Origin of the sequence: Roseovarius azorensis (genome assembly GCF_900109455.1) — a bacterium.
GTDB classification, from domain to species: Bacteria; Pseudomonadota; Alphaproteobacteria; order Rhodobacterales; family Rhodobacteraceae; genus Roseovarius; species Roseovarius azorensis.
The window spans coordinates 12,963-39,541 of the sequence record NZ_FOAG01000018.1 but is presented as its reverse complement, the minus strand read 5'-3'; the positions used below and the strand labels follow the sequence as shown (position 1 = coordinate 39,541).

Genomic DNA, 26,579 nt, shown 5'->3' with positions numbered 1-26,579 from the left:
CTTCCTATTTCGTATCCGATATGATATTTGACGTAAAGTGGTGGAAACATCCGCTAACCGACAACTGATGACGGCTGAGACAATGACGATCTCCACGGCCCTACTGTCCGACCGGCCTTCACTTGGCGAGGAGGTGCATGGCATCCTTCTGGCGCGACTCATGTCGCAGGAAATCCCGGCTGGCGAACGGCTGGCGATTGATGTGCTGGCGCGGGATCTGGGTGTGTCGCAAACGCCGGTGCGCGCAGCGCTGATCCGGCTTGAGGCCGAAGGTCTGGTGGTGCGCCGTCACAACGTGGGGTTCAGTGCGGCACCCATGCCGTCCGCAGACAGGTTGCGACAGTTCTACGAATTCCGCCTGCTGCTGGAACCCGAGGCTACCGCCATGGCTACAGTTGCGATGAGTGCGGCTGAGACAGACGCGCTACGAGAGGCCATTAATGAAATGACTGCCGCGCTTCGGGACGCCGATCCCTCGGCGATGTCTGGTCGTTTCGGTCTGGCCGATCTGAGGTTTCACGACAGGATTGCGACTGGTTCTGGCAATGCGCTGATTGTCGAGGCGCTCGGACGGCTGCGCCAGCCGATGCAGATGTTTCGCCTGCGCTTTACTGCCGATCTGAGAGAGCAGGCGCTGCGCGAACATGAGCTGATCTTTGAACGGATCGCGGCGCGTGATGCCGACGGGGCCGCGGCGGCGATGCGGGACCACCTGACGCAGAGCCGGTCGCGGTTCGAACCGTTTTATCAGGCGCTGACCTGATCGAAAGTTCTGAAACACAATGCAAGGACATCACGATGACAGCTGACGCGCAGCTATGGTTTGACCCCACCGGCATTTTCTGGGGCGGGGCGTGGCACCCGGTGACCGGAGGCGACACGCTGCCGGTTCTTGATCCGTCAACCGGAGTGGAGTTCGCGCGCATCGGACGTGCCACGACTATGGACATTGATGCGGCTGTCATGGCCGCCGAGTCCGCGCTATCCGGCGATTGGGGCAGGCTGAGCCCGACAGAGCGCGGGCGGCTGTTGATGAAGCTCCGCGAGTTGGTGCTGGAACGGGCCGAGGATCTGGCGCGGCTGGAATGTCTCGACGTGGGCAAGCCGATCAGCCAATGCCGCGCGGATGTGACGGCCCTGGCGCGCTATCTGGAATTCTACGCCGGTGCGGCGGACAAATTGCATGGCGATACCATTCCCTATCAGGCGGGCCATACCGTGCTGACAATCCGCGAACCGCATGGCGTGACCGGCCATATCGTGCCGTGGAACTATCCGATGCAGATCGTCGGCCGATCGGTTGGCGCGGCGCTGGCCGCCGGAAACGCTTGCGTGCTGAAACCGGCCGAGGATGCCTCGCTCAGTTCGCTGGCCTTGGCGACGCTTGTGTCCGAGGCAGGTTTTCCGGCGGGGGCGTTCAATGTCGTGACCGGGTTTGGCTCCGAGGTCGGCGCGGCGCTCTCGGGACATCCCGGGGTGCATCATGTCTCGTTCACCGGTTCGGTCGATGTGGGTGTGATGATCCAGACGGCGGCGGCGCGCAACGTGGTGCCGGTCACGCTGGAACTGGGCGGCAAGTCCCCGCATATCGTATTCGACGATGTCGATCTGGACGCGGCGTTGCCGACCCTGGTCGGCGCCTGCATGCAAGCGGCGGGACAGACCTGTTCGGCGGCTTCTCGCGTCCTGATCCAGCGGGGCGTTTATGAGCGGGTGATCGCGGCAATGGCCGGGGTTTATCGTGGCCTTGCCGTTGGCCCCGCCATGGCGGATGCCCGCATTGGCCCGTTGATCAATGCCAAGCAGAAGCAGCGGGTCGAGGCGATGCTGGCGCGGGGCGCGGATCTTGCCATCGCTGCCCAAGGCCGGGTTGCGCCGGATGCGCCTGCGGGGGGATACTACGTCGCGCCCACGCTCTTTCGCGATGTGCCGCCTGACCATGTCCTCGCGCAGCAGGAAATATTCGGCCCAGTGCAGGTCGCGATCCCTTTTTCCGACGAGGCAGAGGCGATCGCCATTGCCAATGGTACCGACTACGGCCTTGTCGCGGGCGTCTGGACACAGGATGGGGCACGGCAATTCCGCATGGCGCATGCGCTCAGGGCGGGGCAGGTCTTTGTCAACAATTACGGTGCGGGCGGCGGGATTGAGCTGCCATTCGGCGGGTCAGGCAAATCGGGCCATGGTCGCGAAAAGGGGTTCGAGGCGCTTTACGGATTCACAAGGCTCAAGACCATCACGCTGCGCCACGGGTGACGCGACGCAGCGCGCAACCTGCGATGTCCCGCAAAACCGGGACAGGCCGTGATGATTTCGGCCAGAATTGCTCCGTCAACTTGCGGCCGATCATGCCTGCCCTCTGCCCGGTCAGCGCAGGGTGGCAAGCCAGTCCAGAGTGGTTTCCGTCGGGCCCTGCGGCCGGTATTCCGCCCCCAGAGGCGCGGTCCATCCCAGCTCTGCGATATGGGCGAAAACATGGGCGAAGTTCACCTCACCTCGGTCAGGTGCGCCTCGGTCGGGGACAGAAGCGAACTGGATGTGGCCGATTTTAGGCAGCAGGCGGGTCAGGCGCCGGGTCAGGTTGCCTTCCATCAACTGCACGTGGTAGCAGTCAAACATCAGTCGCAGGTTGGGGGCACCCAATTGGTCGATCAGCGCCTCGGCCTGCGTCGTGGTCTGCAGGAAATACCCCGGCGCGTCGTAGTCGTTGAGCGGTTCGATCAGGATCGTGATACCCTCGGGCCGGGCCTGACGGCAGGCATGGCCGAGGTTGGCGAGGAACGTATCCTGGGCGTGCTCACCTTGTACGAAACCGGCCATGACATGTACGTTGCGTGTACCGATGGCGATGGCATAGGCGATGGCCTCGTCGATGGCGGCGCGGGCTTCGTCTTCGCGTCCGGGCAGGGCAGAGAGCCCGTTCTCGCCTGCCGCGACATTGCCCCGGCGGGTGTTGAGGCCCAGCATCGGCAGGCCGGTTTCTCTGAGAACCGCGGCGACATCCTGCGCCGGAGTATCATAGGGCCAATGGCATTCCACCGCGTCAAAGCCTGCGGTCGCCGCGGCGCGGACCGCATCGGTCAGCGGGCGGTCGGCCCAGAGGAATCCCAGATTGGCGGAAAAGCGCATCAGTCCCAATCCACGTTGAACCGGGTGACGAGCTGTTGTACTTCGGCGGATGACAGCATCCGGGGATTGCAGCCTCGTAGCAGCATCGCAAGGCGCGCGGTATCCTCGAGTTCCTCGATGGCGTTGCAGGCCGCCTCGACATCCTTGCCCGCCACGACTGGCCCGTGATTGGCCAGCATCACCGCAGAGCGCCGCCCTGCCAGCCCGCGCACCGCCAACCCCATCGCCGGATCGCCGGGCAGGAAGAACGGCAAGAGTGCGACCCGGCCCAGTTTCATGATCGCGTAGGGCGTCAGGGGCGGGAGGAAGTCGTCAGCGTCCACATCGGGCATCATCGAGAGGGCGACAGCATGGCAGGAATGCAGATGCACCACCGCGCCCGCAGTTGATCGCGTGTCATAAAAGGCGCTGTGCAGTGGCATTTCCTTGGTTGGCGGATCGCCGTCGATCAACCTGCCCCTGGCATCCAATCTCGACAGGCGCGTCGGATCAAGCCGCCCGAAGGATGTGCCGGTCGGCGAGACCAACAGCCCGCCATCCTCTGTGCGCGCCGAGATATTGCCCGTGGATCCGCCGGTCAGGCCCCGGTCAAAGAGGGATTTCGCCAGCACGCAGATCTGCTCACGCAGGCGGTTATCTGGGGTCATGCCTCCTCCAGTCGGGCGAGGGCATCGGCAAAGAAGCCTTCGGTACCGAAGTTGCCCGACTTCAGGGCGAGAGCCGCGGGGCGTTCGCCGGTATGACAGAAGCACCACGGCACGCCGGGTGCGATCTCTGGCCCGATATCGAGCCGGTCTACGTCAAGCGCCTGGGTGACCGCACCTGAGGTCTCGCCGCCCGCCACGACAAACCGTCCCGCGCCCTTGTCGCGGGCCGCTGTCGCGCAGGCCGCCAGTGCCTTTTCGACGATCTCACCCGCCACCACCGGGCCGAGATCGGCCTGCGTCCGGCGCACGGTCTCGGGATCTGCCGTGGCATAGATCAACGGAGCCTTTGCCAGATCCTGGGCGGCGATCCAATCCAGCGCGGCTCCCGGGCCGTTTCTGACTAGCGTCAGCGGATCAAGCCGATATGCTGGCCGTCCTGCCGCGATATAGGCTGCGACCTGTCGGTTGGTCATGTCCGAGCAGCTGCCCGAGAGCACAATCGCTTGCGGAGCAAGCGTTGGCCGGGCGCGCTGTGCCATCACTGTCTGCGGCAAGAGACCGTCGGCATGATAGAGTGCAGGCAGTGGCATTGCGAGGGCCGATCCTCCGGTCAGGAGTACATGGTCGCGGCAGGCCTCGGCGATGATGAGCAGGTCGTCGTTCGAGACGGCATCGACGACCACATGTGAAACTCCCGCATCCTTTAGCTGTTGCAGTTCGGAATGGAGCGCCTCTGCCCCGCTGGCCACGGTCAGCCGGTCGACCAATCCGGTCCGGCCCTTCACCTGCGATGCCAGCAGGCGCATCAGGTTGCTGTCCTTCATCGGAGTCAGCGGATGGTCCTTCATCGGGCTTTCCGCCAGAGGCAGCCGCCCGACAAAGAGGTTGCCCATGAAAACCGTCCGACCGTTTTCCGGAAAGGCCGGGCAATAAACGGTCTGGTCGGCGCCAAGAGCGGTCATCAGCGCCTCGGCCACCGGGCCGATGTTGCCCTCTGGCGTGGAATCGAAGGTCGAGCAATATTTCCAGAAAAACCGCGTCGCGCCCGCTGTCCTGAGCCAACCGAGTGCCGCGAGCGATTGTGCGCGCGCCTCATCCACAGGGCTGGTGCGGATCTTGAGCGCGACCACATCAAGCGGGGCGGCATCGTCCGGCGGCGTCTTCGGCACTCCGATACGCAGCGAGACGGGCATGCCGCTCCGCGCCAGCAGGCTGGCAAGATCGGTGGCGCCGGTGAAATCATCGGCGATTGCTCCCAGAACGCAACCCATCAACTGCCTTGCCCCGGCAAGGTCAGACCAGCGTTGCGGGCATAGACCTTGGCCACGGCGGCGTCATCCTCAGCCCCGAGACCCATCCCTGCGGCGGCCAGGAACTGCTGCATCGCCGCTGCGGCCAGCGGCGCGCCGAAGTACGCCTCGCGGGCGATGTCGAGCACGATGCCCAAGTCCTTTGGCCAGATGTTGATCGCGCTCTGCGGCGTGTAATCGCCGGCCACCACATGCGGCGCGCGGTTCTCGAGCATCCAGCTGGTGCCCGCGCTCTGCGAGATCACGTCAAGGAATGTTGCCGGCGCAATGCCCTGGGTCATGCCAAAGGTCAGCGCCTCTCCCATCGCGGCGATATGGATTCCAGCGAGCATCTGGTTCGCGGCCTTCATGGCAGAGCCTGCGCCTGCGGTATCACCCAGTTCAAACACCTTTGCCGCCATAGCATCCAGCACAGGACGGGCCGCAGCAAAAGCCTCTGGCTGCCCTGATGCCATCATCGTCAGTTTGCCCTGGGCGGCCTTTGCCGCCCCGCCCGAGATTGGCGCGTCAAGATAGAGCAGCCCCCGAGTCCGGGCCTCGATGTCGATCCGACGGGCGAAGGCGGGTGGCACGGTGGCGCAGGACAGGATCACCGCGCGCTCGCGCAGTCGGCTCATCATGCCGTCGGGGCCGGACAGCACCGTCTCTGTCTGGGTTGCGTTCAGAACGACGACGACCAGCGCATCCAGCATCGGGGCAGCATCAAACAGAGCCTCGGGCTGCCCGCCTTGATCGCGGAAACGATCGACGACAGTGACATTCACATCATGCCCCCAGACGTCATGACCCGCCTTCAATACCGACACTGCCATGCCGTATCCCATGGATCCCAGGCCGATAAAGCCAACCTTTGACATGTCTTGTTCTCCCTGGATGTGTGGTCCCTGTCTGGTGTTGCCGGGTCTCCGCGCCAAGTTCTAAGGCCTCATGACCACAGTTTCCAGTCCACAGTTGTCAGACTGAAGATGCAAGCGCCTTTGCGGAGTATTGCTGGATGGTTGGCCATGGCGAAGGCGCGCAGCGCATCCTCCTGCACGGTTATTCCTGCTTTGCTTTGTCCTGCGGGATCAGGATATGCGGTGGATCAAGGCTGCTCGGGGCCTCGCATTGGAAATATCGGGCTGCGTGGAACACTATCTCTCCTGTATACCAGCGAGCCGCAGCCCTTCGAGGAAGATGTCCAGCTGTGCGGGATCCTTGATGTAGAACAGCCGCTCTCGGGCAAAGCTGCGCGAGAAATCCGGTCGCGCCCGCTTCAGGTCTTCGACGGCGCCCGGCAGTTGTCGCCCGTCGCTGAGGTGGCCGAGCGCTGAAACCAGATTGGCATGGGCCCAGAAATGCGCGTTCGGTACCTGCGTCGCGCGGCGGGCCCAGTGCGCGGCCTCGTCGAACTTTCGGCCAAAGAGATGAGCCAGCGAGCGGTAGGACATGAACGCCCATCGGAAGGGATCGTGCGGGCTGAGATCGATTGCGGTCTGGAACCGGCTGATCGCCTCTTCGAGCCGCCCCTCGTAGGCGAACGAGTCGCCGAGTCCGCAATGGCAAAGTGCGAGGCAGGGATTCAGCTGCAGCGCCTCCTCGAGCGCATCGATGGCTGACTCGTACTCGCAGCGGGCGAGCCGGACGCGACCGAGCGCAAAGTGGGTGTTGGCGTCCTGATCGTCGCAGTCCACCCCGCGAAGAGCGAGGTTCAGCGCCTCGTCCATCCGCGCCCGGACCCGTTCGCCGTCGAAATAGACCATTTCGAGGATCATCGCATAGGCGAGTCGGGCATAGGGAGCGCCAAAGTCCGCATCCTCTTGAATGGCCTGGCGCAACAGGCGCTGGCAGCGGCGGTTGCTCTCGCCGGTGAACCGATAAAATTCAATCGAGCCGAGCTGGTAGAGTTCCCAGGCACCGAGATTCTTTCGCGGCTGGCGTGCGGCGCGCTGTTGTTCGGTAATGCCAAGTTCCGTCGCGACGCGGGCCGAGACGAGCCGGGCGATCTCGTCCTGCAGTTCAAAGATATCGGTCATGTCCCGGTCAAAACACTCGCTCCAGAGGCAACGCATGTCTCGGGTGTCGATCGTCTGTACCGCGACGCGCACCCGATTGCCACTTCGGCGGACGCTGCCAGCCACCATGTAGTCGGCACCGGCAGTGCAGGCGATGGCGGCTGGATTCTCGGCGATCCGGTTGAGGGCGAAGGCGGTGCTGCGGGGGATCACCCTCAGCCAGCGGTTCTTGGAAAGTGCGGTGATCATGTCCTCGGTCATGCCTTGCGCCAGTACCGTCCCCCGTCCGTCGCTGTCGAGGCTGGTGCAGGGCAGTACGACGAGCGTGGGAAGGCCGGTCCGGGCGGATGCCGTGCTGCCGCTGACTCGGGCCTCTGACTCCTGTGCAGAAGCTACGCGGCGGCGGAGGCGGAAGCCGCGCCCGTGTATCGTCGCAATCACCTGCTGTGCGTCGCCGTCATCGCCGAGAGCACGCCGAGCGGCACGGATCTGACTGCTGAGCGCGGCGTCTGAGACAATTCTGCCCTGCCAGACCGCATCGAATATCTCGTCCCGCGTTACTGTCCGTCCGATGTTGCGCGCCAGGAACCGGATGAGATCGAAGGTCCGTGGCTCGACGGGTACCGGATGGCCGTTCTGGCGCAACTCGAAGCGGTCGGAGTCTATCTCGAACGGGCCGAACCGGATGAGGCCGTCGGCTTCATCGAGGGGCGATGGCGGCACCGTTGAGCGGTTCATGAGCGGCTCCCGGCATCATTAGGGCGCGTTGGGCGGTTGTGCCGCGCCTGGTTTGCTCAGGCGTCTCGTCACCGAGAAGAAGAATGCGGAAGCCCGCAGACTAGCGGGCACCGCATATCGTCCCAGCCAAGACCACCTGCGACAAAGTGTATCAGAAACCACGGAGTCGTCGCAATGGAAACCGGATCAGTGGCCGCTTTCGCCGGGGTTGGTGGCGCTGATCACCCAGGACGAACTCGCCATGACGATCCCTTCCGCCGAGGTCGTCTGCGCGCGGATCGCCTCTGCAAGCGCCTCCTCGATCTCGGGTCTGCGCGTCTCGGCCACGTCTCCGGCTTCGCGGAATACTTCGCCAGCGGGGCCGATGGAGAGCTGAAAAGCGATGGCGTCGCGGACATCATGACCGACGAGAACTGGCGCATCGACGCGCTCGAAGCTGATGTCTTCGTAGCCTGCAATTTCCATCATCTTTCGGACCGTCGGTTCGTCCGCCATCGAGAAAGGCCCTGGCCCGCAAGTGCGCGCATCATCGCCCGGTGGCGGCAGAAAGCCCAGCACGACATCCTTGGCCATGGATAGCCATGGATTGTCAGCCGAGTTGCGCCACACGATATGCGTCATCCGGCCGCCGGGTCGCAGCGTCTTGCGCATGTTGCGCAAGCCGGCCACCGGGTTGGCGAAGAACATCGTGCCGAAGCGGGCGAATACAAAATCGAAAGCGCCCTCGGGCAGCGCGACCTCGGCATCGCCGCGGATGAAACGAAGGTTGTTGATACCGGCGTGTTCGCGGTCGGCCTCGGCCGCCGCGAGGAAAGCATCGCAGCAATCGATTCCCACCACTTCGCCATCGGGGCCGACGATACGCGCGAGCTTGATCGCGGTGTCGCCGAAACCGCAGCCAACATCGAGAACCCGGTCACCCTTGCGGACGGGCAGCTTGGGGAAGACGGCTTCGCTGTGATGGGTCAGACCATCGACGAGGATGTGGCGGAACCGGATGAACTTGGGAGCCAGCACCTCGTTCCAGAACTTCACAAACTCGGTGTCCTCAAGCGGCGGCGTGGCGGATGTGACTTGGGTTTCATCAAGCGTTGTCATGCGAGTCTCCTTGGGAAAGACGTGTCGCCCGAGACTAGGCCGGAGTGCACCGGCGATGCTTGGGCGTTTTGCGGGGATTGCTTGTGGTTTTCATGTTCGGAAAAGATCGTTCGGAAAGAGTACGGTCTCGCCTCGGACCTGTCGCTTGAGAGACCAAGAAACCCCCATGCAAAACCGCTCAAACCGCCAAGCATGACAGAGGCGACCTCTCTAATCTTGTGATCGGCGGCCCGGTATCCGCGGAGGGACCGATGCCGTCCCGTCAAGTCAGACAGCGCCTGCGAGGGCGCGTGAGCTTCGAGAAGGAGACTGCAATGACCCATTTCCGAATGCCTGCAGCAATGGCCGCAGTTACGGTCGCCGTTCTGACCGCGCCTGTGGCGCTGGCGCAGGACGACCATGTTATGATCGAGAGCGGCGCTTTCGAATATGCAGCCGGTCCCGGCTCGCTCCAGAAGGGGGCGGAATACGCGGTGCTTTACGGTGATCCGGCATCGGATGGCGTCTTTGCCATGCGGCTCAGGTTGCCCGACGGCTTTCACATCGCGCCGCACCACCATACCAAACCCGAGATCGTCACGGTCATCTCCGGCACGTTCCGGTTGGGGATGGGTGAGGAGGCCGATACGACGGAGACGACCGCGCTCGAACCGGGCAGCTTCTTTGCCTTTCAGCCGGGTATGGCACATTACGCCTATGCCGAGGGAGAGACGGTGGTTCAACTCAACAGCACCGGACCCTGGACCATCACCTATGTCCGTGCGGAAGACGATCCGAGGACGCAGTGAACGGCAGGGTGCGCAGCGCGTCCCGTAGCGACTGGCTGGCTGCTGGCGCCACGCTGGCAGCCGTCGCGGCTTGCTATGGCACGACGCTGGTAGTGGCGACGCTGTCGCTGCTCGGCGTTGCTGTGGCGATCAATGAGGCCCTGTGGGCCGGAGCGATCAGTTTCCTTGCCGTGTTGGCCTGGTCTGGTGTGTTACTCGGATACCGACGTTATCGGATGCCCGGTCCGGCGATGCTCGCCACGGCAGGAGCCGCATCCGTGCTTTGGGCGATGTATGGAAGATATCATTGGCTGATCGAGCTGGCGGGGCTTGCTGCGTTGGGGCTTGCCGCCTTCTGGGACTGGCGGCTCAGGAGATCGGGGCGTTGAATGTCACTATACATTTACCGGATCGAAGCTACCGGTTTCTGGCCAACCACACCATTGTTTATCATTGCTATCCCATGATTAGGGCCATCAGGTACTGTTACAAGGTTCTGCAGTGCGCGATGCGGGAATGTGCCCGTGGGATGGTCAGGTGATGGCCTGAGTTACCACATCAGAAAAGCCCAAACAGGATCATTCCCACTGGAAAGCCCCTGCAGGCAACCGGGAAAAGAGCGCCTGATTACAGGCGTCTTTTCAGGAGGCGGGAAAGCAGGCCTACGACCCCCTCGCGGAACAGCAAAACGCCAAGGACGAAGATCACGCCTTGGATGATTGTAACCCAGGCGCCGAACGTGGCGAGGTAGTTCTGCATTGTAACTATCATCGCTGCGCCGACGAGCGGGCCGAATATTGTGCCCATTCCGCCGAGCAGCGTCATCAATACTACCTCGCCCGACATGCTCCAATGCACATCGGTCAGCGAGGCAAGCTGAAAAACCTGGGCTTTGGTGGCGCCTGCCAGCCCTGCAAAACCGGCAGAAAGGGTAAAGACCATCAGCTTGTAGCGGTTAACCTGATAACCGAGTGAAATTGCGCGCGGTTCATTATCGCGAATCGCCTTGAGAACCTGACCAAATGGCGAATGCACGATACGATAGAGGCAGAGGATGCCGCCAAAAGTGATCACCAGCACGAAAAAGTAAAGCGCTATATTGCCCTGCAACGGGATCACCCCGAACAGATCGCCACGCGGCACGGACTGAATTCCATCCTCGCCGCCGGTGAACTCCGCCTGAAGCGCAAAGAAATAGACCATCTGCGCGAAGGCGAGTGTTACCATCGCGAAATAGATTCCCTGACGGCGGATCGAGAGTGAGCCGATTACCAAACCCAGAACCGTTGCCGACAGCGTCCCGGCCAGTACCGACAATTCCGGTGTGAAACCCCAGACCTTGGCCGCATGGGCGGCGACATAGCTTGCTCCGCCAAAATAAGCCGCATGGCCGAAAGAGAGCAGGCCACCAAAGCCCAGCAACAGGTTGAAGGCCGCCGCAAACAGCGCGAAACACATGACTTTCATTGCAAAGACCGGGTACACCATGAACGGCAGCACGATCAGGAAGGAAAGAAGAACCAGGAAAATTGCCTTGTGAAGCAGCGGCATGCCGACTTCTTTGGGATATATCACATCCTGCAGGGTTTCATTTTCCGCAACAGCCATCACGCAGTCCTCCCGAACAAACCTTCGGGCTTGATGAGCAGCACGATTGCCATGATCACGAAGATCACGACTGCCGACCCTTCCGGATAGAACACCCGCGTCAGCCCCTCGATCAGTCCCAATCCGTAGCCAGTCACGATGGCACCCATGATCGACCCCATGCCTCCAATAACGACTACAGCAAAGACGACAATGATCAGATCGGCACCCATGTTGGGATTGACCGCATAGATCGGTGCCGCCAGCACGCCGGCCAGCCCAGCAAGCGCGACGCCGAACCCGTAAGTCAGCGTAATCATGCGCGGTACATTTATCCCGAATGCCCCGACCAGCGCCGGATTTTCCGTTGCGGCGCGCAGATAGGCCCCAAGGCGGGTCTTTTCGATCATGAACCAGGTACCGAAACAGACGATGACCGAGGCCACGACGATCCAGGCACGATAGTTTGGCAGAAACATGAAGCCCAGATTCTGCCCACCCGACAACAGATCCGGAATCTGATATGGCAGACCCGATATTCCGTAATAGTTGCGGAACAGCCCCTGAATGATCAAAGCGATGCCGAAAGTCAGCAACAATCCATAGAGGTGATCCAGCTTGTAGAGCCGTGACAGCGCCAGCTTTTCCAGCGCGATGCCGGTTGCGCCCACGATCAGCGGCGCAAGAATCAGAGCGGGCCAATAGCCGATGCCAAGATAGTTCAACAGCATCCAGGCTACGAAGGCCCCCATCATATATTGCGCGCCATGACTGAAATTGATGATGTTGAGAAGGCCGAAAATGACCGCCAGCCCAAGCGACAGCACGGCATAGAACGACCCGTTGATCAGGCCCAGCAAAAGCTGCCCCATCAGAACCTGTGGCGGAATTCCCAATAGTTCGAACATGAACGGCCCCGGTCAATGGTTGCTGCGCGACACCCCGACGCGGTCGGGATGCCGCGACGGATCATTTGGTGAAATTGCACTCGTCCAGCATCGGCAGGAACGCATCTTCGCCCGAGATCACGGCAATCTGGTTGTAGAGATCCCATTCACCGCTGCTTTCCCCCGGTTTCTTCACCTCGAAGAGATACATGTCGTGGACCACACGGCCATCGCCGCGAATATAGCCCTTGCCAAAGAGCGGATCGTCGAACTCCATCTCTTTCATCTTGGTCAGGACTTCCATGCTTTCGGTTTTGCCAACCGCTTCGACGGCACGCAGATAATGCAGCGTTCCGGAATATACACCTGCCTGCACCATTGTCGGCTTGGAGCCATGCTGTTCCTCGAACCGCGCAGACCATTCACGCGTCGCTTCGTTCTGATCCCAGTAAAAGGCTTCCGTCAGCGACAGACCCTGCGCAGTCTCGGCTCCCAGCGCGTGAACGTCAGTCACGAACATCAGCAGTGCGGCCAGCTTTTGTCCAGCCTGAGTGATGCCGAATTCAGAGGCCTGCTTGATCGCGTTCACCGTATCGCCGCCCGCATTGGCCAGACCGATCACGTCAGCGCCACTACCTTGTGCCTGCAACAGGAAGGACGAGAAATCGGTCGCCGGGAACGGAACATTCACCTTTCCGACAACCTCTCCTCCGTTGGCCTCGACCACAGTGGTCGTGTCACGCTCAAGCGCATGACCAAAAGCGTAATCGGCGGTCAGGAAAAACCATTTCTTGCCGCCCGCCTCGGTCACCGCCTTACCTGTGCCGTTGGCGAGTGCTGCGGTGTCATAGGTCCAGTGGATCGTAGTCGGCTGGCACTGCGCGCCGGTCAGGTCGGTCGAAGCCGCTCCGGAGTTGATGAAAACCTTGCCGGCCTGCGCCGTGATCTCGGCGACAGCCAGTGCGGCCGAAGAAGTCGGCACATCCAGAATGGCATCGACACCCTCGGTGTCATACCACTGCCGGGCTATGTTTGAGGCGATGTCAGGCTTGTTCTGGTGATCCGCTGAAACGATCTCGACACTGATGCCTTTTTCGGCGGCGCCAAAATCTTCAACCGCCATACGCGCGGCGACAACGGAGCCTTCGCCCGACAGGTCGGCATAGACGCCGGAACGGTCGTTCAGAACACCCAACTTGACGTTGATATCCTGAGCAAGGGCTGGCCCTGCAGTCATCGTGGCAAGCGCAAGGCTTCCTAATGCAATTGGTCTGAACATATCTTTCCTCCTTCATTATACGCGAAATGCGTGATTGATCGCTGCAATTTACACACCCAGATAGCCGTGCAGCTTGCCGATACTCGCGTCGAATTCAGCATTGGGGATCATGTCGATCACCCGGCCCTGTTCGACCACATAATGCCGGTCGGCAACCGATGCCGCGAACCGCAGATTCTGCTCGACCAGCACAATCGTGAACCCTTCTTTCTTCAGTTCACGGATCGTCGTGCCGATCTGGTGCACGATCACCGGGGCCAGGCCCTCGGTCGGTTCATCGAGCAACAGCAGCTTTGCTCCGGTGCGCAGGATACGGCCAATGGCCAGCATCTGCTGCTCTCCGCCGGACAGCTTGGTGCCTTGACTGCGACGTCGCTCCAGCAGATTGGGAAACAGCTGATATATCCGTTCCACTGTCAGTCCGCCCTCGGCGATCTGTGGCGGCAGCATCAGGTTTTCCTCGACATTAAGGGACGCAAAGATGCCGCGCTCTTCCGGGCAGAGTGCAATGCCAAGCCGTGCTATATGACGCGGTTGCAATGCGATCATCTCGGTGTCACGAAACCGCACCGACCCCGTTCGTTTGCCCAAGAGGCCCATGATCGCGCTCAGCGTTGATGTCTTGCCAGCGCCATTGCGTCCCAGCAATGTCACCACCTCACCTTCGTTCACGTCGAAATCGACACCATGCAGGACATGGCTCTCGCCATACCACCCATGCAGGCCGCGCACTGCCAGCAATGCATCATCGCTCTGCGCGGCCCAAGCGCTTTGGGTTGCGGTCTCACTCATCCCCGGTTCCAATGTATGCTTCGATCACCGCCGGTGATCTCGATATGGCCGCATAGTCGCCCTCTGCCAGAACCTCGCCGCGCGCAAGCACGGTGATCCGGTCTGAAAGATCCGCCACGACCGACAGATTATGCTCGACCATCAACACGGTGCGGTTCTTGGCAATTCTGCGGATCAGCGCTGAAATGCGCTCTACGTCCTGCTGAGCCATGCCGGCCATAGGTTCGTCCAACAGAAGCATTCCGGGATCGAGCGCCAGCGTCGTCGCGATCTCCAGCGCCCGCTTCCGGCCATATGACAGTTCGCCGGCACGGTGGTTGATGAATTCGCCGAGTCCGACATCCTCGATATAGCCATGGGCATCGTCATCGAACCGCGACAGGATCTTTTCCGAGCGCCAGAAATCGAAACTCTCGCCCCGTTTGCGCTGCAGGGCGATACGCACGTTCTCAAGAACGGTCAGATCACTGAACACCGCCGAGATCTGGAATGATCTCACCATCCCCAGTTGCGCAATCCCGGCGGGCGACATTCCGGTGATATCACGCTCCTGATAGGTGATCCGCCCTGCCGTCGGCTGCAGAAACTTGGTCAGCAGGTTGAAAAAGGTCGTCTTGCCTGCGCCATTGGGGCCGATGAGCGCATGAATCGTTCCCTTTTCAACCTCCAGATCGACCTTGTTGACAGCGACAAAGCCCTTGAACTCCTTGGTCAGGCCCTCAGCTTTCAACACGATACTCATGTAAAGTTCATCACATTCGGTTGGATGATCGCCCAGAGCATCTGCAAGGCCCCTCATCAGACTTTATGGTTTCTATCACAGACGTTATTTCCCACCCGGGAGAGTGTCAACGGCAGATCGGTGAGCCATCCGCGTCTCGGTATGTCGGAGCGGACGAGACGTTTGACGTAATACCGCAAGCCGATTCCACCCGGAGGCTGTCAAACCGATCGTCATGGTCGCGCCGGTCCGGTTGGAGCCGTCTGCCGATGTCTGACGGACCTTGGTGCTGCCTGTCGGTAGCGGATATTTATCGCGTGTCGCAGCCGATCAGGAGCAGGGAGATGTGAACCCGGTTCGGTGCAGCGGATCTCTGACGTCCAGTTCAAAGATGCGCTGGTCATGCCCTTTCTGGGACAGGTTGCGCCGTTTCGTGATAGGTCATGTAGTTGTACTGGATCGCGATCTGATCCGCGATGAATTTTGCGTCGTGCCAAACCCCCCAGATAAACGACGAGCCGCGCCGTGACTGCCATGGCAGGCCCAGAAAATAGATGCCCGGTTCTTGCGAGACGCCGCGCTGGTGGAGGGGGCGACCGATGTCGTTAAACGTATCAACTTTGAGCCAGCCATAATCGAGCGCATAGCCTGTGGCCCAAATGATCGAGGTGATTTCGGTCGTAGCGACGTCCAGTTCCAGCACCGGATTGGTTACGCAGTCCGGATCTTCGGGGAGCACGCGGGCTATCGGCTCTTCGGGCAGGTCAAGACCGTTGCGCGCGATATAGGCGTCGGCCTCGTCCAGCACGGATAGGTAATTCGCATCGCCATTGAGCAGGTTCTCGGCCAGATCAGATGCGAAGCGGAGTACGCCGTTCGCGAAGGTCTCGGTCCGGCCGAGCAGCGTCATGCCCTGATGAGCCAGCCGACGGAAATCCACCGTCTTGCCACCTGCGGCACCACTGACGGCGATGGTCACATGTTCGGTGCCGGGACCGGGCGAGTCGGCGTTCCATTTGCCCAGAACGCCCAGCCACCAGACATTGTCGCGCCCGCGATACCGGCGCGGCGGGCGATCATGGGGACCGACGGACAGATAGACCTTGCGACCGGCATGCATCAGTTCTTCGGCGATCTGCGCCCCGGACGAACCGGCACCCACCACCAGAACGGCGCCTTGGGGCAACTGTTCGGGATTACGATAGGCATTGGAGTGGATCTGCATGAGATCCGTATCGGCGGGGACGATGGACGGGATCACGGGACGCTGGAACGGTCCGGTCGCGGCCACCACATTCAGGGCCTCCATCGCACCATCGGAGGTTTCCAGATGAAAACCGGCTCGTCCCTTGAGTGGCCTTACTTCGCGCACCTCGACGCCACAGCGGACCGGCGCACCGATCTTTGCCGCATAGGACACGAAATAATCGGCGACGCTTTCCTTGGGTACAAATGTTTCTGCGTCACAATGGAATTCGAGATTGGGAAAGCGATCATGCCAAGCCGGGCCGTTCGCCACCAGCGAGTCCCATCGCTCAGATCGCCAGCGCTCGGCAATACGGCTGCGTTCCAGAACAACGTGATCGATCCCGTGGTTGCCCAAGTGCTCGCTCATGGCGATGCCCGCCTGTCCGCCGCCGATCACCACCGTGTCAAACTTTTGCATGGATTGTTCCTCTCGAGTGCGTTTCGACAGAGTTTAGGGATACGTCAGGCTTGCAAAAACCATGTTTTCGTGAAGCCTTGCTTGGGTTTTTGCTAAGCCCGCTTAGGACGCCCCTAACCGCTGGTGAGGCAGTGCGTTCTTTTCCGTCTCGCACCCGCATGTGAAACCCTGCTGGTGCAGCCCCAACCGAGGAGTCACATATGGCACACCAGCGCATCCGCAGCTTCAACACCCGCGACACTTATCCGGAACAGAACCTCGACAACGATCTGTGCCAAGCCGTGATTACCACCGGTGGTCGGATCGTGTGGCTGCGCGGTCAATGTCCTCAGAACCTGGAGGATGCGCGCAACATCGACAGCCACGACCCGGTTGAGCAGACCCACAAGGTGATGCAGAACATCCGTCAACTGATCGAAGAGGCGGGCGGCCGGATGGAACATCTGGTCAAGGTGGTGGTCTATATCACCGACATGCGCCACCGTGAGGCGGTTTATCGCACAATGGGGGAATATATCCGGGGCGTGCATCCGGTGTCGACCGGGCTGGTGGTGCAGGCGTTGGCGCGTCCCGAATGGCTGGTCGAGATCGACGCCACGGCAGTGATCCCAGACGAGGCAACGTCATGACATTTTCGCTGGTGGCCCGCTGCGCCGAAACGGGTATGTTCGGGGTGGCGATTTCGTCATCTTCACCGGCTGTGGCCGCCCGCTGTTCATTTGCGCGAGCGGGTGTGGGCGCTGTGGCGTCGCAGAATGTGACTGATCCCGCGCTTGGTCCCCTGACACTTGATCTGATGGCGGCGGGGATGTCCGCTCCAGAAGCCGTTTCCGAGGTCCGGCAGCGTGGGACATTCATCGATTACCGGCAAGTGCTTGCGGTGGATGGGGCGGGGCGGACGGCGGTCCACTCGGGATCCAGAAGCCTTGGTATCTGGACGCAGGCGCAGGCCGAAAATGTGGCCTCGGGTGGCAACCTTCTGGAAAATGTCGGCGTGCCTCTGGCCATCGTGCAGGGTTTTCTTGCCGCGCGCGGGCATCTCGGTGACCGGTTGATTGCAGCGTTGCGCGCGGGGCTTGCAGCCGGAGGCGAGGCGGGGCCGGTGCATTCGGCGGGTCTCATTCTGGTGGACAAGGTTGCCTGGCCGGTGGCCGATCTGCGCTGCGACTGGACCAGGGAGTGCCCGATAGAGGCGGTGGCGACCGTTTGGGAGGTCTATAAACCACAACTTGATGCCTATATCCAACGCGCCCTCGATCCGACCGCGGCGCCAAAATATGGCGTTCCCGGCGACCCGTAACATTGCCACGACCGTCCTGGTCTTGAAAACCATAAGGATCAGATACAAAGCTTGAACAATGGTTCGGATCAGGGACGAAATATGCTGAGGTATACCCTCAGACAGCTGGAATACTTCGTGGCGGTCGGCGAGACCGGCAGTATCGCGCGCGCATCCGAGCGCATCAACGTCTCGTCTCCGTCGATTTCTGCGGCGATCGCACAGTTGGAAAAGGAGTTCGGCCTGCCGCTCTTTGTGCGCCAGCACGCGCACGGGCTATCGTTAACGCAAGGCGGGCGGCTGATGATGGAACAGGCCCGGCGCGCGCTGCGCGAGGCGGGGGCACTCATGGACATCGCAGGTGATATTTCCGGTCTTGTCCGGGGGCCGTTCTCTGTGGGCTGCCTGCTGACTTTTGCACAACTCGTGCTGCCGACATTGCGGCGCGGGTTCGAGGCGCAATATCCCGATGTGCGCATTCGCCAGTCGGAACTGAATCAGGTAGAGTTATTCAGCGCCCTGCGCCGTTCCGAGATTGACGTGGCACTGACCTACGATCTTGATGTCCCGGCAGACTTGCAGTTCACGGCGTTGCTCAGGTTGCCGCCATTCGCTCTGATGGGGACCGGGCATCCGCTTGCAGATCGCGAAAAGGTCAGCATCGACGAATTGAAGGATCATCCGATGGTGTTACTCGATCTGCCACTGAGCGCCGATTATTTCCTCTCTTTCTTCGATGCCCTGGGGGTCAAGCCGATTATCGCGGAACGCACCCGCGACATGGCGGTGATGCGCAGCCTCGTGGCAAATGATTTCGGCTATTCGATCGCCAATGTCCGCCCCTTCAGCGAAATCTCACCGGATGGAAACCCGATCCGCTGCGTGCCGATCAGCGGGCTTGTGCGACCCATGCGCATGGGGCTCCTGACGGCGCAAGACGCAGACCGTTCGAACGCGGTGCGCGCCTTTATCGAGTATGGCAAGGAGCTTGTGCGTAGTGGCCGTCTCAATCGTATCGGAGGCGAAGCTCTGGTCTGACTCACGCGCATGGCTTAGCGCGGTCCTAATCAACGCTTTCACAGGTAAGGCTTTCGGTTTGTCCCAGGTTGTCTATGCTCAGGAAGAAACACTCGGAGACGGAGCAAGAATTGCGCGATCCTCGCTATGGTATCCTGTTCGAGCGGCCGCAAGCCGGCCTGGTCACCGCCAGGAACCGCCTTTATCAGGTGCCGCATTGCAATGGTGACGGCTATCGCCATCCCTCGGCTGCAGTGGCGATGCGCGAGATAAAATCCGAGTACGGTTGGGGCGTGATCTTTACCGAGCCGTGCGAAATGCACCATACCTCGGAGATAACTCCTTTCATCGAACGGTGCCTGTGAGGAACAAGGATATTCCGATGCCGGCGCGGATGTGGGAAAGATGAATGCCAAGGGTGACAGTTCCACTGTGCCGGTCGCGGGCTCGGGGTCCGTCGGACAGGAGGCCGCGCGCGTTCGACGCCGTACCGTTGGGCGATGCAATGCACTTCCGGCGTGAGATTGCGGGGCTTGCGGAGGGGTGAACGGGACGCTCGAAATCCTCGACCGGCTGGTCGCATTCGACACGGTCAGCGCGCGGTCCAACCTTGCCTTGATCGCCTATGCCGAGGATTTTCTGAAGGCGCGCGGTTTTGCGGTGACGCGCGTGATTGATCCGGATGGCGAGAAGGCGGGATTATTCGCGGCGCTTGGGCCTGTGGGAGCCGGAATCATGCTCTCGGCGCATACGGATGTGGTGCCGGTGGAAGGGCAGACATGGTCCCGGGATCCGTTTCGCCTGACGCGCGAGGGCGAGCGGCTCTACGGTCGCGGCACCACCGACATGAAGGGGTTTCTGGCCTCTATGCTGACCGCTGCGGACCGGGCTGCGTGCCTGCCGTTGAAAGAGCCGCTTAAACTGGCGATTTCCTATGATGAGGAGGTGGGCTGCGTCGGCATGTCGCGCATGATCGACATGCTGCATCCCGCCATCGGGTTACCCCGCGCCTGCATCGTCGGCGAACCGACGCAGATGCGGGTGGCCATCGGCCATAAGGGCAAGGTCGCCTTGCGGGCGGTCTGCCATGGCGTTTCGGGCCATTCGGCGCTGGCCCCGCGGTTTGTCAACGCGCTCTATCTTGCCACCGATTTCGTGCAGTCCTTGCGGGCGCTTCAGGACTGGCTGCGTGACAACGGCGCGCGGGATCCGGGTTATGACGTTCCTTACAGCACGGTGCATGTCGGCACGCTGCGCGGTGGATCCGCGCTAAACATCGTGCCGGACCGTGCTGTGATCAACTTTGAGTTGCGCCATCTGGCGTCGGATGCGCCGGAAGATATCTTGCGAAAGGTCGAAACGATCGCCGCGCGCATTGCCAGGGAACATGGGTCCGAGTCGCAGCTACTGATAGAGCGGCTGACAGCCTATCCGGGCCTCGACACTGCAGCGGATGCGAGCCTGGTGAAAATGGTGCAGGCGCTCACATGCATGGATGAAATCACCAAGGCGACATTTGGAACCGAGGCCGGGTTCTTCGATGCCTTGGGGATACCTACAGTGGTCTGCGGGCCGGGGTGGATGGAAGGGCAGGGTCACAAGGCGGATGAGTATATCACAACCGACCAGCTCTCCGCCTGTGACGCGATGCTGATGCGGCTACTCGACAGGCTGAGCTGACGTGCGGCGCAGGCGGTTCGCTGTCGATCCCGACCTCATTAATGCTGACAGGCTCGTCTCCGGCCATCCCTTCCAACACCGCAAGCGCGGAGTCGAAACGAAGATCGTTCTCGCCGATGCTCCCGCCGGCCGGGACGAAACGCTCATCCGGAACATCGCGCGGGCGCATGCGGTTGCGCATGTGTTCGGGGAACACTCCACTCAGACCTTCGGCAGCCACACCGTGCCCTACATCTCGCCCGAACGTGTTCAGGAATCGACGTGGGTCCGGATCCTGATCGCGAAGGACGCCATCAGCACGGGTTGAGATTGTCCGCGTGCCGAAGTCATGGTGTCGTTCCGGCCCGCTCGGGACAAGACGCACATCACGCAGCTACTGGGGCGCATGGTGCGCACACCACTGGCGCGGCGGATCCCGGGCAATGAGCGATTGAACTCGGTCGATTGTTTGCTACCATTCTTCGACGAAGCCTCGGTCAAGGATGTCGCAAAGGCGCTGATGTCCGGTGGGGACGGTGGCGACGATCTGCCGGGTCGCCGCGTGCTTATCAACCCCGTCGAGTTGAAGCCTAATCCTTCGATCCCGGAGGCGGTGTGGGACAAGCTGCTCTCGCTGCCGTCCCAATCCCTGCCAAAGCGGCATGCCCGTCCAGTCAAGAGACTGACTTCGCTCGCGCATGAGCTGGCCGTCGATGGCCTGCTCGAGGACGCTGGCAAGGCTGCCATGCGGAAATGCACAAGGTGCTCGATGGCGCCAGAGCGCGCTACAAGGCAGAAATCGAGACTGCCCGCAAATCGGTCCTGACAGTCGAAGGCAAGAGCCTGAAGGCCGACCTGAAAGGCGGCGGCATGTCGTTCGACGACTTTCTCGAGGAAGCGGACTACGCCGTGATCGAAGACGCATATCGCAGGGCGGGTCGTGCGATCAGTCCGGATCTCGCCACGTCGTACAGCGACTACCTAGCGCGGAACGAAGGCGATGCGGACGACATGGAAGCCGCTCTCATCGATGCGCACGTCACGATTGGCGCTCTGGGCTTAGTTCCCGGCATCCGAGAGACACTTGAGGCTGAGGCCGAGAAACTCGCGAACCAATGGCTTACTCGCTTCCGGGTCGACATCAAGAACCTCTCCGACGAGCGTCAGGACGTGTATCGCCAGATTCGAGAGATGAGCGCGAACCCCATGGATGTGGACTTGGCTCGACCGACGTCTTGGATGCAGCCGACGACGATCCGGGAGGCGAACGGCTCAGAGACTCCGCTGCCATCGTTCGAGCGGCACATGCTGTGCGATGAGCATGGGATGTTCCCCGAGGACTTCAATTCCTGGGAAGGTGAAGTCGTGAAGTCCGAACTCGCGCGGGCGGGAGCCGTCGCGTGGTACCGGAACCCGTCGCGCGCCAGCCAGGACTCGCTTGGCATCATTTACGAGGAGGGGGGCGAACCAAGGATCGTCAGGCCCGACTTTGTTTTTTTCGTTCAGCAGGACGATGGGACCGTCGCCGCCGATATCGTCGATCCGCACGGCATTCAGTTCGGCGACGCGATGCCGAAGCTCAAGGGGTTGGCGCAGTACGCAGAACGCTTCGGCGACCAGTATCGTCGGATCGAGGCCGTTGCGAAGATCGGCGACAAGTTCCGTGTTCTGGACCTGAAGGAAGCCGCGACGCGCGCGTCGGTTTCTGCCGCGACAACCATCAGGGCTCTGTATGAAAGCGCGGACGCATTCGATTACTTGCCCTAACCATCACAGAGTTCGATACCAGTTCCCTGCGGCATGGATACAGCTTCCACAACGGTCGCGAATGATCTGTGGATCAAAACCCTTCATTATCAGGGCCTTGATCGGCTTAACCGGACCGTGCGCGGTTAACAGGTCCGGAGAATATCGGCTCGGAGAGAACGCATGCGCGTCCTTCGGGGCGTAGCCCGGTTAACAGCCCCACCCGCATAACCCTCGAAAACAACGGAAAAATCCGGCCGCAGCCGGATCGGGAGAACGCTTTCGCGAGGGCAAGTGGCGGAGCGAAGGGGCGCAGGCTGCGTTACTATGTATCCCATCGTCTGATCCGCAGCTCTGGCCCGAAGGATCCCGGTGGCTGGCGTTTGCCCGCACCAGAGCTGGAGACCCTGGTTGCTGATCTCGTCGGACGGCATCTCAGTGTTCCGTCGATCAAGGCCAGTATCGTCGGCTCTGCCAGCACGGAGGAGACCGCAGACATTACGCAACGAATTACAGCGCTGATCGCTGGTGAAAGCCACGCCGAGGATCAACCAGGCATCAGCGCGCTTCTGCGCCTGATCGAGAAAGTGCAGATCGCGCCGGGGAAGATCCAGATCTCGATCGCCACGAAAGCGATCGCTGAATGCCTGACCGTCGAACCCGCGCGCATCTCTGAAGACCACCTGAGCTTTGTCTGACTTCAGGCATCGGAAGCGTGGCGTTGAAACAAGGCTGGTCCTGGCCGATGGCACGGGTCCACGCGATGAGACCCTGTTCCGGAACATTGCCCTGGCGCATCGGTACTTTGACATGATCCGATCCGGCAAGACTTACGCGGACATCGCGGAAGGTGAAGGGGCCTCAAAACGGCGCATTCAGCAGCTTGTCGAACTGGCGTTTCTGGCTCCCGACATCATCCGGAATGTCTGGGAAGGCACACAGCCTGTGGGACTCAGTTCCCAGTGGCTGAAATCCCATGCATTCACTCCGCTTTGGGACAAGCAACGGGACCTGTTCAAGACACTCTGAGCCGTCGAGCGGGCGCCTCTAAGCCATTGAGAAAACACTCCACCCAGCATCTATCGCCAAACTGCTACCGTGGAAATTGCGATTCCAGACTTTTGAAGGAAATGGGCAGACTGCCTGCGATCTTGGTGTCTGGGGTAACAGGACACCTCTGATTTGGCCGGGAAACACGCGACAATCTTGCATAACGTGCATTATATCAATTACTTAGGTGGTGTTGGCTGGGGTGGTAGGAGACCCTCAAACCCACTGAAACCAGACATGAACCACCCCTGCTCCCTCGACCTGGGGCCTTTTCCGGGGGCAGTCTGGTGGTGTGTGGGGGGTGTCGCTTGCCTCAGCGTTTCCGGTCAGGCAGTGTCGGTGGTGTGGGGCAGAGCGGACTTTCGCCGTAATGGTTAGATTTAATTGGATAGTGGATGATGTCGGTACCCATTACTAACAACAAGTGTCTGAATTGGTGCCTTGAAAGCGGGATATGACGAAACCTCGGAAACGTGCTCCCGATTGGATCCAAGATGGTGAGAAATTTGCCCTCATCGGGTTAGATGTACGATGCACGCCTGATGTTTCCCAGTTCGTTGCTTCTAACAGATTGACAGTCCTCCCAGATGCGGATTTTGAGTTGCCTGAGCATTGGCGTGAGTGGCTTGGCACGATTCGTGTCGAGGATGTATCGAGATGCAGCTTGTTTTTACTCGCCAAGGATACCTCTGCTTCGCTCAGTGTACTAGATGCGGAAAACCATCATCTGTGCGGTGCCGTCAACGACTTGCTGATGGGTCTCATGCTCACAAACAAGTTTGCCACTTCGGATTCGCCATTTATGGCAACTGGTAGCTGCATTTACGGGGAAGTTGATGTTCGCCAGTTTGCCCGGATCAATCCTCCAATGCGTTCCATCGTCGGAAGCGACGATGAGATTTCACTGGCTCAACTGCAGCGCGCCGCCCAACTTGCCCAAGCCCTAGACGCAATCAGAAAAGCGCCCCGCACGAGCAACTGGCGCCTTCTCAGGTGCCTGAGTATCTATCAGGAAACAAGGTGTGAAGGAAATACTCTGGATCGAATTCATCAATTCACTCGTTGTATCGAAGGGCTGATCGTGCCCGAACCGGGGAGTACCAAAAAGCAGTTCAAATCCAGAACCGAGCAATTTGTAGGTCCCTCGCATCACGATCTCATGGGTAAGATTTACGACATTCGAAGCGCCGTGGAACACATGCAAGAGCACCAATACCTAGAGAAGTTCGATCGAGCAACTCGAATTCGCCTCGCGGAATATGAAGCGGTGAGCGAGTGGGTTGCACGCTCATGTCTTGAACGCATCCTTCTTAACCCTGTGCTAACCGCGCATTTTGGAGCCGTCGATTCATCAAAGGCATTCTGGGAGAGGGGACCCGACGAACGTAAACAAATCTGGGGTGCGCAGTTTGATCCCAAGGCTCCGCTTGCGAACTTCATTTTCGACAATGTGCGCGATGCGGCCCTCGGCGCAGAAGAATAGTGGAGCTGTGCGCTGGATGCCGCACCTTTGCCTACCGACAGCCTGACAATCGCGAAAGGCAGACACCAGGACCTAGCCGCAGGCGCAAAACGCACCGGACAGCATCGCGAAAGCGTCCACTCAAACTCAAATATGATCAAAGATCATTATGTCAGACCACCCAGAGAGCACCAGAGTGGCACGAGGGTAGGCCCGCGGCTTCTGGAAACGCCGCACACAGAGGCCTGAGAGAAGTTCGCACTCGATCACATTCCTGAACGGTCAGAAACTTCTTGCACTACGGGCGGCAACCACGGAAGGCCCTAATTGGGCGCCAATGTTTCACCTGCGGATAATCACGCTGGTCACTCCGGTATTCGAGACTCTGCTCGATATGGTATGCTTTGGCCAGCACCACCCACTTTGCTCTACCCAGGAGAACCCAATACACCGGTCAATTCCAAGGCAAACCTCATGGCACTGATCGATGCTGATCTCCCGAAGGCCCTTCGTATCGAAATCGCCGCCTGGGATGTCGTTGTTTCTTAGGATAGTTGGTTGATCCAAAAGTGTTGGTTTACTCATCAGGGGTTTCGAAGTTATCGGTTGGCTCTGGTTCTCGACTCGTGGCCTGCAACCCGCCACCAATTCCGCTAGCCTGCTGTCTTCGAGAGCGAACTCAAAGCCGAGAAACACCCCGCTCTCGTGAACATGCCTTGCTCCAAAGGACGAAGCAGAACGCAGCGCATCAAGCTGGAACTGCTGAAGCGTCAAACTGGTAACGGCCCATCTTGCGTCGCGCGGTCCGGGCTCCCAGCTCGCAGGCGGCATGCTCACGCCATTGATCGTGATCTCGAACGTGTAGTTTCGGTGGTCGAAACTGTGAATGTCCGCCGGCTGAATGTAAGATGAAAAAACCATCTCCCCCGGGTTTGCGCAAGTAGCAATCATCTTGCTCTCGCCATAGTAGCTTTGTTGCCAGAGGCGTAGGTAGTAATGGCCATCAACGTGCCGAAACTCTGTCGCCTGATCGTAAATTGGGCCGGTCACCACCCGGAATTCACGTAGAGCAGTTTCCGGCACCCAGTGGATTTGATCAGGTGCTACGGTCGAGATAACTTTGAAAAAGTCAGGTCGCACTCGGTTCTCATCAAGAAAGGTGACGATTTCACCTGCCATCACCTGCGAGATGGCAACCCCTTCAGACGCTGAAAGCTTTGCGTCCTCCCCGAGATAGAACTGATGCACGCCTATCCGTGAGTCCTTGCCGAGGTATCGATAGTGTCCTCCAATGTAGGCAAAAACGCACGCAGACGCGCATTCTCCGGCTTGGCCCTCCTCTCGTGATACGCTGGTCGTTACAGTGACGGGCAGAGAGGCAAGGTAACGGCCAATTTCGAGCCCTTCAGCGAGCGAACCTCCAGGGGAATTAAAGTTGACGTGGATGCGAAGATCGTCTGAGTAGCGCAATGCGCCGACGAATTCTCGGATTTGATTTGTGTCGCCAGTCCGAAGTTCTCCGTCGACATGCACATGTACAGATCTGCCAAACGGGCCAAGATAACTATCCTCGAACGATATGTTCGCTGCAGTCGCCGCCGTTAGCTGCAAGAGAAGAAATACGTGGAAGAAAAACGAGCATGCTGAAAAGCGGTGCCGCTTCTGCCTTCTGAAAGTATCGAGCAGGGAACCATCATTCATTTGAAATCATCAACTGTTCTTCGGGCTGGCCTCGGGCGCGACATGCCAGG

28 protein-coding genes are annotated in these 26,579 nt (G+C 60.3%); 15 read left to right on the top strand and 13 right to left on the bottom strand.

What is annotated here, in order from left to right:
* The first annotated feature begins 82 nt into the window (after positions 1-82).
* Both BSG08_RS17865 and BSG08_RS17860 read left to right on the top strand, forming a co-directional pair.
* The gene (locus BSG08_RS17865; RefSeq protein WP_217649914.1) at positions 83-763 is read left to right on the top strand and encodes a GntR family transcriptional regulator; all 681 of its coding nucleotides are present in this window, start codon (positions 83-85) and stop codon (positions 761-763) included.
* A 35-nt stretch (positions 764-798) separates the two neighbouring features.
* On the top strand, positions 799-2,256 hold the full coding sequence (locus BSG08_RS17860; protein ID WP_093039203.1) for an aldehyde dehydrogenase family protein: 1,458 nt from the start codon (positions 799-801) through the stop codon (positions 2,254-2,256).
* A gap of 111 nt (positions 2,257-2,367) precedes the next feature.
* Here the strand turns inward: BSG08_RS17860 and BSG08_RS17855 are convergent, their stop codons facing one another.
* The 6 genes from BSG08_RS17855 to BSG08_RS17830 all read right to left on the bottom strand — a co-directional run bounded on the left by BSG08_RS17855 (position 2,368) and on the right by BSG08_RS17830 (position 8,916).
* Complete coding sequence (locus BSG08_RS17855; RefSeq protein ID WP_093039202.1) at positions 2,368-3,129, bottom strand: hydroxypyruvate isomerase family protein; 762 nt, start codon at positions 3,127-3,129, stop codon at positions 2,368-2,370.
* Positions 3,129-3,776 carry a 3-oxo-tetronate 4-phosphate decarboxylase gene (gene otnC, locus BSG08_RS17850; RefSeq protein WP_093039201.1) on the bottom strand — a complete coding sequence of 216 codons (648 nt, stop codon included), beginning with the start codon at positions 3,774-3,776 and terminating at the stop codon, positions 3,129-3,131. The genes BSG08_RS17855 and otnC overlap by 1 nt, the downstream gene beginning before the upstream one ends.
* Positions 3,773-5,047 (bottom strand): 3-oxo-tetronate kinase, encoded by a 1,275-nt coding sequence (gene otnK, locus BSG08_RS17845; protein ID WP_093039200.1) that lies wholly within the window; start codon positions 5,045-5,047, stop codon positions 3,773-3,775. The genes otnC and otnK overlap by 4 nt, the downstream gene beginning before the upstream one ends.
* The gene (ltnD, locus tag BSG08_RS17840; protein ID WP_093039199.1) at positions 5,047-5,943 is read right to left on the bottom strand and encodes an L-threonate dehydrogenase; all 897 of its coding nucleotides are present in this window, start codon (positions 5,941-5,943) and stop codon (positions 5,047-5,049) included. The genes otnK and ltnD overlap by 1 nt, the downstream gene beginning before the upstream one ends.
* 276 nt (positions 5,944-6,219) lie before the next feature.
* Positions 6,220-7,818 (bottom strand): winged helix-turn-helix domain-containing tetratricopeptide repeat protein, encoded by a 1,599-nt coding sequence (locus BSG08_RS17835; protein WP_093039198.1) that lies wholly within the window; start codon positions 7,816-7,818, stop codon positions 6,220-6,222.
* 186 nt (positions 7,819-8,004) lie between these two features.
* Positions 8,005-8,916 (bottom strand): class I SAM-dependent methyltransferase, encoded by a 912-nt coding sequence (locus BSG08_RS17830; protein WP_093039197.1) that lies wholly within the window; start codon positions 8,914-8,916, stop codon positions 8,005-8,007.
* Between the two features lie 314 nt (positions 8,917-9,230).
* On the opposite strand from BSG08_RS17830, the gene BSG08_RS17825 reads away from it, so the two are divergent.
* The gene (locus tag BSG08_RS17825) at positions 9,231-9,704 is read left to right on the top strand and encodes a cupin domain-containing protein (RefSeq protein WP_093039196.1); all 474 of its coding nucleotides are present in this window, start codon (positions 9,231-9,233) and stop codon (positions 9,702-9,704) included.
* Positions 9,701-10,072: a MerC family mercury resistance protein gene (locus tag BSG08_RS17820; RefSeq protein WP_175544824.1), complete on the top strand. Its 372-nt coding sequence runs from the start codon at positions 9,701-9,703 to the stop codon at positions 10,070-10,072. The genes BSG08_RS17825 and BSG08_RS17820 overlap by 4 nt, the downstream gene beginning before the upstream one ends.
* A gap of 238 nt (positions 10,073-10,310) precedes the next feature.
* Here the strand turns inward: BSG08_RS17820 and BSG08_RS17815 are convergent, their stop codons facing one another.
* The 6 genes from BSG08_RS17815 to BSG08_RS17790 form a co-directional block, all read right to left on the bottom strand.
* The gene (locus BSG08_RS17815; protein ID WP_245770744.1) at positions 10,311-11,234 is read right to left on the bottom strand and encodes a branched-chain amino acid ABC transporter permease; all 924 of its coding nucleotides are present in this window, start codon (positions 11,232-11,234) and stop codon (positions 10,311-10,313) included.
* A 56-nt stretch (positions 11,235-11,290) separates the two neighbouring features.
* Positions 11,291-12,178 carry a branched-chain amino acid ABC transporter permease gene (locus BSG08_RS17810; protein WP_093039193.1) on the bottom strand — a complete coding sequence of 296 codons (888 nt, stop codon included), beginning with the start codon at positions 12,176-12,178 and terminating at the stop codon, positions 11,291-11,293.
* A gap of 61 nt (positions 12,179-12,239) precedes the next feature.
* The gene (locus BSG08_RS17805) at positions 12,240-13,436 is read right to left on the bottom strand and encodes an ABC transporter substrate-binding protein (protein ID WP_093039192.1); all 1,197 of its coding nucleotides are present in this window, start codon (positions 13,434-13,436) and stop codon (positions 12,240-12,242) included.
* Positions 13,437-13,484: 48 nt separating this feature from the next.
* The gene (locus tag BSG08_RS17800) at positions 13,485-14,228 is read right to left on the bottom strand and encodes an ABC transporter ATP-binding protein (RefSeq protein WP_093039191.1); all 744 of its coding nucleotides are present in this window, start codon (positions 14,226-14,228) and stop codon (positions 13,485-13,487) included.
* Positions 14,221-14,970 carry an ABC transporter ATP-binding protein gene (locus tag BSG08_RS17795; protein ID WP_093039215.1) on the bottom strand — a complete coding sequence of 250 codons (750 nt, stop codon included), beginning with the start codon at positions 14,968-14,970 and terminating at the stop codon, positions 14,221-14,223. Before BSG08_RS17795 ends, BSG08_RS17800 begins: the two co-directional genes overlap by 8 nt.
* Positions 14,971-15,349: 379 nt before the next feature.
* Positions 15,350-16,615, bottom strand: coding sequence for a flavin-containing monooxygenase (locus BSG08_RS17790; RefSeq protein ID WP_093039190.1), 1,266 nt, complete (start codon positions 16,613-16,615; stop codon positions 15,350-15,352).
* Positions 16,616-16,815: 200 nt separating this feature from the next.
* Here BSG08_RS17790 and BSG08_RS17785 point away from each other — a divergent pair, with 200 nt between their 5' ends.
* The 11 genes from BSG08_RS17785 to BSG08_RS17750 all read left to right on the top strand — a co-directional run bounded on the left by BSG08_RS17785 (position 16,816) and on the right by BSG08_RS17750 (position 24,849).
* A complete protein-coding gene (locus BSG08_RS17785) occupies positions 16,816-17,244 on the top strand; it encodes a RidA family protein (protein ID WP_093039189.1) in 429 nt (142 codons plus the stop codon).
* Positions 17,241-17,915, top strand: coding sequence for a DUF1028 domain-containing protein (locus BSG08_RS17780; RefSeq protein ID WP_093039188.1), 675 nt, complete (start codon positions 17,241-17,243; stop codon positions 17,913-17,915). The genes BSG08_RS17785 and BSG08_RS17780 overlap by 4 nt, the downstream gene beginning before the upstream one ends.
* Before the next feature lie 81 nt (positions 17,916-17,996).
* Positions 17,997-18,932 (top strand): LysR family transcriptional regulator, encoded by a 936-nt coding sequence (locus BSG08_RS17775; RefSeq protein WP_093039187.1) that lies wholly within the window; start codon positions 17,997-17,999, stop codon positions 18,930-18,932.
* A 110-nt stretch (positions 18,933-19,042) separates the two neighbouring features.
* Positions 19,043-19,276, top strand: a complete 234-nt coding sequence (locus BSG08_RS17770) for a hypothetical protein (RefSeq protein WP_245770743.1) — start codon at positions 19,043-19,045, stop codon at positions 19,274-19,276.
* A gap of 178 nt (positions 19,277-19,454) precedes the next feature.
* Positions 19,455-20,591, top strand: a complete 1,137-nt coding sequence (argE, locus tag BSG08_RS17765; protein ID WP_093039186.1) for an acetylornithine deacetylase — start codon at positions 19,455-19,457, stop codon at positions 20,589-20,591.
* A 1-nt stretch (position 20,592) separates the two neighbouring features.
* Positions 20,593-20,898: a hypothetical protein gene (locus tag BSG08_RS19625; protein ID WP_217649913.1), complete on the top strand. Its 306-nt coding sequence runs from the start codon at positions 20,593-20,595 to the stop codon at positions 20,896-20,898.
* 78 nt (positions 20,899-20,976) lie between these two features.
* Positions 20,977-21,396: a hypothetical protein gene (locus BSG08_RS19620; protein ID WP_217649912.1), complete on the top strand. Its 420-nt coding sequence runs from the start codon at positions 20,977-20,979 to the stop codon at positions 21,394-21,396.
* The gene (locus BSG08_RS19615; RefSeq protein WP_217649911.1) at positions 21,324-22,337 is read left to right on the top strand and encodes a hypothetical protein; all 1,014 of its coding nucleotides are present in this window, start codon (positions 21,324-21,326) and stop codon (positions 22,335-22,337) included. Before BSG08_RS19620 ends, BSG08_RS19615 begins: the two co-directional genes overlap by 73 nt.
* 362 nt (positions 22,338-22,699) lie before the next feature.
* A complete protein-coding gene (locus BSG08_RS19555) occupies positions 22,700-23,014 on the top strand; it encodes a hypothetical protein (RefSeq protein WP_175544823.1) in 315 nt (104 codons plus the stop codon).
* A gap of 112 nt (positions 23,015-23,126) precedes the next feature.
* Entirely contained in the window at positions 23,127-23,345 is a 219-nt protein-coding gene (locus BSG08_RS19550) for a hypothetical protein (RefSeq protein WP_175544822.1), read from the top strand.
* Positions 23,346-23,820: 475 nt separating this feature from the next.
* Positions 23,821-24,849: a hypothetical protein gene (locus BSG08_RS17750; protein ID WP_093039185.1), complete on the top strand. Its 1,029-nt coding sequence runs from the start codon at positions 23,821-23,823 to the stop codon at positions 24,847-24,849.
* A gap of 321 nt (positions 24,850-25,170) precedes the next feature.
* Here the strand turns inward: BSG08_RS17750 and BSG08_RS17745 are convergent, their stop codons facing one another.
* Positions 25,171-26,529: an ATP-dependent Clp protease proteolytic subunit gene (locus BSG08_RS17745; protein WP_093039184.1), complete on the bottom strand. Its 1,359-nt coding sequence runs from the start codon at positions 26,527-26,529 to the stop codon at positions 25,171-25,173.
* Between the last annotated feature and the right edge of the window lie 50 nt (positions 26,530-26,579).